Here is a 10,112-nt window from a genome sequence, read left to right on the forward strand (position 1 = left end):
TACGGTGTGGACGGAGGATGGACAACGCACCACGTCGAAACGACTCGACGAAGAGACGTTGAGACGCACAATCCGCTCGGGGCGCCGCGCCGAACCACACGGGACCCATCAGCCAGGAGGCCTCGGTGACTCGCCCCAGCCACACCACCCGACCCACCCGACCCGCTCGAGCGACTCGACCGGCTCGACCGACTGCGGCGGTGATCGGCGCGGGCGTCTCCGGCCTCACCGCGGCGCACGTGCTCAGCGCGACCCATGACGTGACCCTGTTCGAGAGCGACTCGCGCCTCGGCGGCCACGCCCACACCCACGAGGTGACAGGTCAGCGTGGGGCCCTGCGCATCGACAGCGGTTTCATCGTCCACAACGAGAAGACCTACCCGAACCTGCTCCGCCTCTTCGGCGAGCTCGGCGTCCCGACGCAGCCGACCGAGATGAGCATGAGCATCACGTGCCAGGGCTGCGGGCTCTCGTACGCCGGAGGGCGCGGCCCCAAGGGGATGTTCGCCCAGCGTCGCCGGGTCGCCGACCCGAGGTTCGTGCGCATGCTCGCCGAGGTGCCGCGCTTCCACCGCGCTGCGCACGCGCTGCTCGCCGACGAGTCGCAGCACCCGACCTGGGGTGAGTTCCTCGCGCAGCAGCGCTTCTCCGCGTACTTCGTCCGACACTTCGCCATCCCCCTGGTCGCCTGCGTGTGGTCCTGCGGCGACCTCGACGCGTCGTCCTACCCGGCCCGTCACCTCTTCCGGTTCCTCGACCACCACGGCATGCTGACGGTGACGGGGTCGCCCACGTGGCGCACCGTCACCGGCGGGTCCGCGACCTACGTCGACCGGCTCGTCGAGCGTCTGCCCGACGTGCGCAAGGAGAGCCCGGTGACCGCAGTGTCCAGGCACGACGACGGGGTCGACGTCCTCGTCGCCGGCGGCCACGTCACGACGTTCGACCGCGCGGTCGTGGCCACGCACGCCGACCAGGCCCTCGACCTGCTCGCCGACGCCTCCCCCGACGAGAAGCGCGACCTCTCGGCCATCCGCTACTCGCGCAACGAGACCTGGCTGCACCGCGACTCCTCGGTGCTGCCGAGGCCGAAGCAGGCCAGGGCGTCGTGGAACTACCGCATGCGTGCCTGCGACGCCCCGGCGCCCGACGTCACGGTCAGCTACTGGATGAACCGCCTGCACGCCATCACCGACGCCGACGACCACGTGGTGACGCTCAACCCGGGCGGCAGCGTCGACCCGTCGCTCGTCACGGCGCGGATGAGCTACGACCACCCGATCTTCACGCGCGACGCCGTCGAGGCGGCAGCCCGGCTCCGCAGCGCCGGCGGCGACCGCCTCGCCTTCGCGGGGGCCCACCTCGGCTGGGGCTTCCACGAGGACGGGTGCCGCTCGGGCGTGGAGGCGGCCGAGTCCTTCGGGGTGCACTGGTGACAGCCGTCCTGACCCCGCCCGCGGTGCCGGCCCTCGTCGACGGCACCGTCGCCCACTCGCGTCGCACGCCCCTGCGCCACAGCTTCACCCACGGCCACTACCAGTGGCTCGTCGACCTCGACGACCTGCCGCAGATGCCTTGGCCTGCACGGCTCTTCGCGCGCTTCGACGCGCGCGACCACCTCGACCGCGGACGGCTCGGCGGCGGCATACGTGGTGACGTCACGCGGTTCCTGGCGGCCCGCGGCGTCACCCTCCAGCCCACCGACCGCGTGCTCATGCTCGCGAACGCGCGGGTGCTCGGGCACACCTTCGACCCGCTGTCGGTCTTCTGGTGCCTCCGCCCCGACAGCACACTGCTCGCCGTGGTCTTCGAGGTCCACAACACGTACGGCGAGCGCCACGCCTACCTGCTCGACGTCGCCGACGACGGCACGGCCACGGTGGGCAAGGCCTTCTACGTGTCGCCCTTCAACGACACGAGCGGGGAGTATGCCGTCCGCCTCGTGCTCGAGCCGCGTGCCGTGGGCGTGACGGTGGCGCTCGACCGTGACGGCGAGCGCATCATGACCGCCGTCACCCGCGGCACCCCGGAGCCGGCCACCCCGCGCGCGCTCCTCCGACTCGTCCGACGTCACGGGCTCATGACCCAGCGCGTGACCGCCCTGATCCGGGCGCACGGCATCCGGCTCTGGTTGCGCCGACTGCCCGTCGTGCCCCGCCCCCGACACCCCGAGGAGGCCGTCCGATGACCGCCGCACCCCAGGCCTTGAGCCAGCCGATCTGCCTGCGCCGCCCGAGCCTTCGCCACTTCTGCGTGCGCGCCCGTCTCGCCCGGAGCATCGTCGCCCAGGTGGCCAAGCGCGTCCCCGTCGACGTCGTGCTGCCCGACGGTTCGCTCCTCGGCGGTGGCGCCCGCGACGCCTCGCGGCCCGGGCTGCAGCTCGTGCGTCCGACCGCCGTCTTCGAGCGGCTCGCGCACCATCCGAAGATCGGCATCGGCGAGGGCTACATGGCCGGCGACTGGAAGACGGCCGAGGGCACCGACCTCGCCGACCTGTTCAGGCCGTTCGCCGAGCGCATGACGACGGCCGTCCCGCCGGGCTGGCTGCGGCTGCGCGGCTTCGTCGACCGGCGCATCCCGACGATCCAGAACAACACGCTGCTCGGCTCGCGCCGCAACATCGAGGCGCACTACGACCTGTCCAACGACCTCTTCGCGACCTTCCTCGACGAGACCATGAGCTACAGCTCGGCGATGTTCGACCGCTCGCTGCCGCTGAGTGGGCAGTCGTTCGAGGAGGCTCAGCTGCGCAAGGTCAACGCGATCCTCGACATGGCGAAGGTCGGTCAGGGGTCGCGCGTGCTCGAGATCGGCACGGGCTGGGGCACGCTGGCGCTCGAGGCCGCCCGACGTGGCGCGGCGGTGACGACGGTGACCCTGTCGAAGGAGCAGGCGGCGCTGGCACGCGAGCGGGTGGCCTCTGCCGGGCACGCCGACGACGTCGACATCCGCATCCAGGACTACCGCGAGGTCGACGGACGCTACGACGCCATCGTCAGCGTCGAGATGATCGAGGCCGTCGGCGAGGAGTACTGGGAGACCTACTTCCGCACCATCGACGAGCGGCTCGCCCCGGGAGGCGTCGCAGCCGTACAGGCGATCCTCATGTCGCACGAGCGGCTGCTCGCGACGAAGCACTCATACGGCTGGATCCAGAAGCACATCTTCCCCGGCGGCCTCATCCCGAGCCTGCAGGCGATCCACGAGACGACGTCCGCCGCGACGACCCTCCGCATGACGGGCGTGGACGCGTTCGGCGCCGACTACGCCGAGACGCTCCGGCGCTGGCGCGAGACATTCCTCGCGCGCTGGCCCGAGGTCAACGCCCTGGGCTTCGACGAGACGTTCCGGCGCAAGTGGGAGTTCTACCTCGCGTACTGCGAGGCCGGATTCGCCACCGGCTACCTCGACGTCGCGCAGGTGCGCCTCGAGAGGGAGCTGGAGACCGCTGGGGGCACTGCCTGATGGTCGAGGCGAGCACGTCGATCCTGTGGTTCCGCCGCGACCTGCGGCTGACCGACCACCCGGCGCTGCTCGCGGCCGTCGACAGCGCGACGCACGTGCTCCCGGTCTTCGTGCTCGACCCGAGGCTGCTCGACGGCACCCCACGGTCGCGGCGGCTGCTCGCCTCGCTCGAGGCGCTGGCGAAGGACACCCGGGACGCGCTCGTCATCCGCAGGGGCGACCCCGTCGAGGTCATCCCGCGCCTGGCCAAGCAGGTCGGCGCCCACCAGGTGCACGTCTCCCGCGAGACGACGCCCTACGGCCGTCGCCGTGACGAGAAGGTCGAGAAGGCCCTCGCCGACCAGGGTTGCGCGCTGGTCGCCACGGGCACCCCGTATGCCGTCGGACCGGGTCGCATCGTCAACCAGTCCGGTTCTCCCTACAAGGTTTTCACGCCCTTCTCCAAGGCGTGGCAGCAGCACGGCCGCCCTGCGCCCGCGGGCCGCCCCAAGCGCATCTCGTGGCTGCGTGACGAGGTGCGCGGCGACCCGCTGCCGAGGGTGCCGCGCATGGAGGCCGGTGAGGCCGCCGCGCTGAAGCGGTGGAAGACGTTCCTCCACGACGGGCTGACGGCATACGACCGCGAACGCGACCGGCCCGACCTCGACTCGACGTCCCGGCTGTCGGCACCACTCAAGTACGGCGAGATCCATCCGCGCACGATCCTCGCCGACATCGCCGCCCACTCGGCCGGGCGCTCGAAGGCGGCGACGGCCTACGTCACGGAGCTCATCTGGCGCGAGTTCTACGCCGACGTGCTCTGGCACAACCCGCGCTCAGCGTGGCACGACCTTCGTCCCGAGCTCGCCCGGCTGCCCTACGACTCGGGCGCCGAGACCGACCACCTCGTCGAGGCGTGGCGCGAGGGACGCACCGGCTATCCCATCGTCGACGCGGGGATGCGCCAGCTGCTCGAGGAGGGCTGGATGCACAACCGGGTGCGCATGATCACGGCGAGCTTCCTCACGAAGGACCTCCACGTCTGGTGGCCGGTGGGTGCCCAGCACTTCCTCGACCACCTCATCGACGGCGACATCGCGTCGAACAACCACGGCTGGCAGTGGGTCGCGGGTACGGGGACCGACGCGTCGCCGTACTTCCGTGTCTTCAACCCGGTCACGCAGGGGCGCAAGTTCGACCCCGACGGCGAGTACGTCCGACGGTGGGTGCCGCAGCTGCGTCACCTGGGCGGGGCGCAGGTGCACGAGCCCTGGAAGCATGACAACGGGTACGACGACGACTACCCGACGCGCATCGTCGACCACGACGAGGAGCGCAAGGAGACGCTGGTGCGCTACGAACGCGCCCGAGGCCACTCGACCTGACCGTCCGCGACCGGAGGAGACGACACATGCGGGGCCCCGTGGCCGAGCTGCGCGCCTTCGTCAACGCGGCGCTCATCCAGAAGGTCGGCCGCGACCACCGCGACCCTGACGACGTGTTCCGCCGGCGCCAGGTCGTGGTGGCCGTCACCTTCGTCGTCGGCTCGGCCGTGCTCGCGTGGGCCCTTCGCATCACCCCCGGTGACCCGCTCTTCTACGTCGCCACGCTCGGCCTCGCTGCCGTGTGGTTCGTCGGGGCGCTGCTCTCGGGTCCGTTGCACGCGGGCATGGGGCGTACGCGTCGGGGCGAGCAGGCACGTCCCGTCGTCCAGTCGCTCGCCCTCGGCGCGCTGCTGCTCGCGGTCTTCCTGCTCGGCGCGCTCGTCGTCGCGCGCATCCCGACGCTGCGCGAGCCCGTCGACCAGCTGCTCGACCACGCCCGGTTCGGCTCGTTCGCGGCGGTGCTCGCCATCACCTTCCTCAACGGGGTGGTCGAGGAGATCTACTTCCGCGGCGCCCTGTATGCCGCCATCCCGCGGCATCCCGTCGCGCTAACCACCGCGCTCTACGCCCTGACCACCGTGGGCAGCGGGGTGCCCCTGCTCGTCCTCGCCGCGGCCGTCATCGGCGTCGTGACCGGGCTGCAGCGCCGCGTCACCGGCGGCTTCCTCGGGCCGATCATCACGCACGTCGTGTGGTCCACGGGGATGCTCGTCCTCCTCCCACCCGCCCTCTCACTCACGAGGTGAACGATGACTGCTGACCCGGCCCCCGCGACCGGCACGACCGCCGGCACCCCCACCGGCACGACGCGCACCGCGCTCGTGACGGGCGCGTCCGGCTACATCGGCGGGCAGGTCGTGCCCCGGCTCCTCGACGAGGGATGGACCGTGCGGGTGCTGACGCGCCACCGGTCGTCGCTCGACGGGCGGCCGTGGCGAGACCGCGTCGAGGTCGCGGAGGGCGACGTGTCGTCGTCCACCGACATGCGCAAGGCCCTCAGCGGCGTCGACGCGGCCTGGTACCTCGTGCACTCGATGGACGACCGCCCGGACTTCGAGGAGCGCGACCGCGACGCAGCCACGACGTTCGGCGCGGCCGCGCGTGAGGAGGGGGTGGGGCGCATCGTCTACCTCGGCGGGCTGCACCCCCACGACGAGGTGCTCTCGCCGCACCTGGCGTCGCGGGTCGAGGTCGGGCGCATCCTGCTCGACTCGGGCGTCCCGACGGCCGTGCTGCAGGCCGCGGTCGTGCTCGGTGACGGGTCGGCGTCTTTCGACATGCTGCGCCACCTGACGACGCGCCTGCCCGCCATGGTCGCCCCGAAGTGGCTCGACAACCGCATCCAGCCGATCGCGATCGACGACGTCGTCACCCTGCTCGTCGGAGCGGGCAGCCTTCCGCCGGACGTGAACCGGACGTTCGACATCGGCGGGCCCGACGTGCTCACCTACCGCGAGATGATCGGCCGCTTCGCCGACGCCACGGGCCAGCGGCGACCGCTCGTCGTCACCGTGCCGGTGCTGACCCCTCGGCTCGCGAGCCACTGGGTCGGTCTCGTCACTCCCATCTCCGCCGGTCTGGCCAAACCGCTCGTCGGCAGCCTCGTCCACGAGGTCGTCGCCAAGGAGCGAGACATCGAGCAGCTCGTCGACGTGCCGGGCGGCCTCACCGACTTCGACACGGCCGTGCGGTCGGCCATGCAGCACGTGCCGCCCGACACCGCGTGGCGCAACCTCGCGCTCACCGGTGCGGCGGTGGCTGCGAGTGCAGTTGCGGGTTCGCTTGCGACACAGCCCGGCTCACCCTGGTACGCGTCGCTGGACAAGCCGGCATGGCAGCCGCCGGCCGTCGCCTTCCCGGTCGTGTGGACAGCGCTCTACGCCGACATCGCAGCAAGCTCGGCGACGGTTCTCACGGGGCTCGACAGGGCCGGCGACCGGGCCGGCCGCCACGCCTACCTCAAGGCGTTCGGCACGAACCTCGCGCTCAACACGGCCTGGAGCGTCGTCTTCTGGCGCGTGCGGCGGCCGTGGGCCGCGGTGGCCGAGGCGGCGGTGCTCACGCTGAGCTCCGCCGACCTCGCCCGTCGGGCCGGGGCCGTCAACCGGACTGCGGGTGTCGCCCTGTCGCCGTATGCCGCGTGGTGCGGCTTCGCGACCGCGCTCTCGGCTGCGATCGCACGCCGGAACCACTGAGGTTCACTGGGCAGTACGGAGATCTGTCGCGGTGAGCCACGAGTCGATGACCAGATATTCCCCTGTCTAGGGCGTGCGCAATACAGCCCCAGACGACGGCAGCGACACAGTCAGGCGGACGCGGGCTGCTTGGCGAAGGCGCGACGGTAGGCGACGGGCGGGATGCCGATCTCGCGCTGGAAGTGATGGCGCAGAACGGCCGCGGTGGCGAAGCCGCTCTCGCGGGCGATGCGCTCGACGTCGAGCTCGGTGCTCTCGAGCAGGTGCCGGGCTCGCAGGACGCGCTGGCTGGTCAGCCACTTGTGCGGCGTGGTGCCCACCTCGGCGGTGAACCGCCGCGCGAAGGTGCGCTCGGACATGGCCGCGCGCCGCGCCAGGGACGGGATCGAGTGCTCCTCGTCGAGCCGCTCGGCCACCCACTCCATCACGTCCTGCAGGCCTTCACACGGCTCGGCGGGCAGCGGGATCTCGACGAACTGGCGCTGGCCTCCCGAGCGGTGCGGCGGCACGACCATGCGTCGGGCGATGCGGGTCGCCACCTCCGAGCCGAGCTCGGTGCGCACGAGGTGGAGGCAGGCGTCGATGCCGGCTGCCGTGCCGGCGCTGGTCAGGACCGGGCCGTCCTCGACATAGAGGACGTCGAGGTCGACACAGGCCCGGGGGTGCTCATCGGCCAGGCGGGCGGCGTACCGCCAGTGGGTCGTGCAGTCGCGACCGTCGAGCAGACCGGCAGCGGCGAGCTGGAAGGCGCCTGAGCAGACCGATAGGACGCGACCGCCGTGCGCGACGGTGTGGCGCAGGATGTCGAGGACCTCGGGGTCGTACGGACCGTCGACGGAGCCGCCCGGGATGGCCACGAGGTCGGCGTCGCGGGCAGCCTCGAGCGGGTGCGTGGCCGTGACGCCCAGGCCGCTCGTCGTGCGCAGCACCTCACCCGGACGGCTAGCGCAGACGCGGAAGTCGAAGGCCGGCACGCCGTCGTCGGTGCGGTCGATCCCGAACACCTCGCACAGCACGCCGAGCTCGAACATGGCGACCGGCTCCTGGACGATGACCGCGATCGTGCGCAACATCCGGTCAGCATCGCATGTCTGGCAGGATCTTGTCGACAGTCGTCAGTTCTGCCACTCGTGGCGGGATAATGGTGAGCGCAAACTTTCTGCCATGGACATCATCTTCTTCATCGCCATGATCGTCGCTCTCGTCGCAGCCCTCGGGCCGCACCACCGCCGGACGTTCTCGTTGCCGCGCGCCCCGTTCGGCGCCGACGCCGAGGTCGACCGCGATCTCGTCCGGGTCCTGCACGACGCCCCCGTCGCGCACTGACGTCAACGCCGCCGACGCGTCCGTGCCGGACCATCCACACCAACCAGCACCGAACACTTCCAGCTGACGCCGGGTCGACCGACCCGGCGTCACGCATGTCCAGCCCGCGCCACCTCGCGCCGTGCACCTCAGAAGGGCGGCGGATCACTCTCGGGGAGTTCGAGTTCCGACTCCGCCCCACTCGGCGGGCCCGCTCCCGGATCTCGTAGGGCTTCGCGCCAGTCCCTGGGGTAGGTGACGTAGCTGCGGCCGGCGAGAGAGGTCCAGCGGACTCCGTCGTCGTCGATGCGTTCGACCGTCCAGACACGAGCTGTCTTGGGGTTGTGGCAGCCCCGGCTCAGCGACTCCAAGTTCGAGACCCGCGTCTCACCTTCTGGCCAGGGGACGATGTGGTCGAGGTCGCACCGCTCGGCCGGCACCTGACACCCGGGAGCCCGGCAGACCCCGTCGACGGCACGTACGTGCTCGACCATCTCGCGCGTCGGCGCGTAGCGGTCGGTGGACAGCTCGAGTGCGCGACCGGAGTTCACGTCGACGGCCAGTCGCTGCCAGACCGAGCCCGGCGCGGTCATGATCTGGCGCGCGTGTGCGGCAGTGACCCAGCCATGACCGGGGATCTCGCACGCCGCGTCGGACAGGCCGACAGCGACCTCGAACGGCACGACGATGCGGACCACGGCTGGTGGGGCGGATGCGAGCCACGAGCCGCAGGTCGGCGCAACCACTGCCGGCGCCGCCTGGGCGCCGGTGGCGGGCACGATGCCGAAGAGGGCCAGATCGCAGAGGAGGTCGCTGCGCAGCTGGTCGAGGGTGCGCTCGTCGCCGGCGGCGCGGGCGGCCCGGGCCAGCGCGTCGACCCGGTCGAGAACCCCTACGACGCTCTCACCGGGAGCGACGACGGTGAACACGCCCATGCCGTCGTCGGTGAGGTGCCCGTGCACCCGGCGTCGGCGAACAGCCGCACAGTGACGCTCGTCCTCGCCGCGATGGTCGGCACTGCGGACGCAGCGGCGCAGGCGGCTGATGAAGAGCCGCTGCGACGACACCGAACCGTCGGGCGCTGGCGCCAGCACGGCGGTCTCGAGCCCGGGAAGCACGCTGTCGTCGAGGGACCGGGTCTCGGCGACGACCTGGAGGGCCCGGTGCAGGCTGACCCGGCCATCGCGGAGACGTTCGCGCACGACGCGATGCCGCCGCGGCGCCGTGGCCAGCTCGAGGCGACGCGACACCTCCGCGGCTCCGACCCCTGTCGCGCAGGCGATCTCCTGGGTAACGACCTGCTCTGCGGACAGCGGGACGGGCGTCCGTGGGAGCCTCGCGAGCTGGAGCTCTTCGACCGTGTGCAGCGCCGCGTAAGCGTCGAGCAGCTGCGCCTCGATGCGTGCCTTGGACCTCTCGAGCGCCTCGATCTCGGCGACGATCTCCTCCGCTTCCGCGTCGAGCCCCTCGTCGCGCAGCGAGTCGCCGGAGTCGACACGGCGCCGCTCACCAGCGGCATCTACTCGTTCGGCACTGCCGCCGAAGCGCCGGGCGGAGGCACGCTCGCCACGAGCGCCGAGCACGAAGGCGATCCGCGCGAGCGTGGCGGGATCAGTGTCGTGGTAGGGCACGCCGCGCTCCTCTTGCCGTCGGATCTCCCGTCTCAATTAGAACACCAGTTCTGCATATCTGCTTAGGTGAAGTCTGGTATGCCGGTTTCTGGCTTCAGCAGGTCCTTGAGCGGGTGCGGGTCGGTGTCGACGGCTTGCTGCAGCAGTCGGTA

The 10,112-nt window shown here is 71.5% G+C and carries 9 protein-coding genes; 7 read left to right on the top strand and 2 right to left on the bottom strand.

Features of this window, described 5'->3' with window-relative positions:
- Nucleotides 1-200 precede the first annotated feature (200 nt).
- Genes ACFQ2V_RS19410 through ACFQ2V_RS19435 form a run of 6 tightly spaced genes read left to right on the top strand, consistent with a single transcriptional unit; the run spans nucleotide 201 to nucleotide 7,024 of the window.
- The gene (locus ACFQ2V_RS19410; RefSeq protein ID WP_386054592.1) at nucleotides 201-1,436 is read left to right on the top strand and encodes an NAD(P)/FAD-dependent oxidoreductase; all 1,236 of its coding nucleotides are present in this window, start codon (nucleotides 201-203) and stop codon (nucleotides 1,434-1,436) included.
- Nucleotides 1,433-2,188, top strand: a complete 756-nt coding sequence (locus ACFQ2V_RS19415; RefSeq protein WP_386054593.1) for a DUF1365 domain-containing protein — start codon at nucleotides 1,433-1,435, stop codon at nucleotides 2,186-2,188. Before ACFQ2V_RS19410 ends, ACFQ2V_RS19415 begins: the two co-directional genes overlap by 4 nt.
- Complete coding sequence (locus ACFQ2V_RS19420) at nucleotides 2,185-3,465, top strand: class I SAM-dependent methyltransferase (protein WP_386054594.1); 1,281 nt, start codon at nucleotides 2,185-2,187, stop codon at nucleotides 3,463-3,465. Before ACFQ2V_RS19415 ends, ACFQ2V_RS19420 begins: the two co-directional genes overlap by 4 nt.
- The gene (locus tag ACFQ2V_RS19425; RefSeq protein WP_386054595.1) at nucleotides 3,465-4,829 is read left to right on the top strand and encodes a cryptochrome/photolyase family protein; all 1,365 of its coding nucleotides are present in this window, start codon (nucleotides 3,465-3,467) and stop codon (nucleotides 4,827-4,829) included. Before ACFQ2V_RS19420 ends, ACFQ2V_RS19425 begins: the two co-directional genes overlap by 1 nt.
- A 26-nt stretch (nucleotides 4,830-4,855) precedes the next feature.
- Nucleotides 4,856-5,575, top strand: a complete 720-nt coding sequence (locus ACFQ2V_RS19430) for a CPBP family intramembrane glutamic endopeptidase (protein ID WP_386054596.1) — start codon at nucleotides 4,856-4,858, stop codon at nucleotides 5,573-5,575.
- Nucleotides 5,576-5,578: 3 nt separating this feature from the next.
- The gene (locus ACFQ2V_RS19435; RefSeq protein ID WP_386054597.1) at nucleotides 5,579-7,024 is read left to right on the top strand and encodes a tryptophan-rich sensory protein; all 1,446 of its coding nucleotides are present in this window, start codon (nucleotides 5,579-5,581) and stop codon (nucleotides 7,022-7,024) included.
- Between the two features lie 110 nt (nucleotides 7,025-7,134).
- Here the strand turns inward: ACFQ2V_RS19435 and ACFQ2V_RS19440 are convergent, their stop codons facing one another.
- Nucleotides 7,135-8,097: a GlxA family transcriptional regulator gene (locus ACFQ2V_RS19440; RefSeq protein ID WP_386054598.1), complete on the bottom strand. Its 963-nt coding sequence runs from the start codon at nucleotides 8,095-8,097 to the stop codon at nucleotides 7,135-7,137.
- Between the two features lie 91 nt (nucleotides 8,098-8,188).
- Here ACFQ2V_RS19440 and ACFQ2V_RS19445 point away from each other — a divergent pair, with 91 nt between their 5' ends.
- On the top strand, nucleotides 8,189-8,350 hold the full coding sequence (locus ACFQ2V_RS19445; protein WP_386054599.1) for a hypothetical protein: 162 nt from the start codon (nucleotides 8,189-8,191) through the stop codon (nucleotides 8,348-8,350).
- A gap of 128 nt (nucleotides 8,351-8,478) precedes the next feature.
- Here the strand turns inward: ACFQ2V_RS19445 and ACFQ2V_RS19450 are convergent, their stop codons facing one another.
- On the bottom strand, nucleotides 8,479-9,960 hold the full coding sequence (locus ACFQ2V_RS19450) for an HNH endonuclease signature motif containing protein (protein WP_386054600.1): 1,482 nt from the start codon (nucleotides 9,958-9,960) through the stop codon (nucleotides 8,479-8,481).
- Nucleotides 9,961-10,112: the final 152 nt, after the last annotated feature.

This window comes from Terrabacter terrigena, assembly GCF_042676085.1.
Taxonomy (GTDB): Bacteria; Actinomycetota; Actinomycetes; order Actinomycetales; family Dermatophilaceae; genus Terrabacter; species Terrabacter terrigena.

Bases quoted from the DNA above. Each gene is read 5' to 3' on its own strand.
- ACFQ2V_RS19420 (WP_386054594.1), top strand. From the start codon at position 2,185: ATGACCGCCGCACCCCAGGCCTTGAGCCAGCCGATCTGCCTGCGCCGC.
- ACFQ2V_RS19425 (WP_386054595.1), top strand. From the start codon at position 3,465: ATGGTCGAGGCGAGCACGTCGATCCTGTGGTTCCGCCGCGACCTGCGG.
- ACFQ2V_RS19430 (WP_386054596.1), top strand. From the start codon at position 4,856: ATGCGGGGCCCCGTGGCCGAGCTGCGCGCCTTCGTCAACGCGGCGCTC.
- ACFQ2V_RS19435 (WP_386054597.1), top strand. From the start codon at position 5,579: ATGACTGCTGACCCGGCCCCCGCGACCGGCACGACCGCCGGCACCCCC.
- ACFQ2V_RS19440 (WP_386054598.1), bottom strand. From the start codon at position 8,097: ATGTTGCGCACGATCGCGGTCATCGTCCAGGAGCCGGTCGCCATGTTC.
- ACFQ2V_RS19445 (WP_386054599.1), top strand. From the start codon at position 8,189: ATGGACATCATCTTCTTCATCGCCATGATCGTCGCTCTCGTCGCAGCC.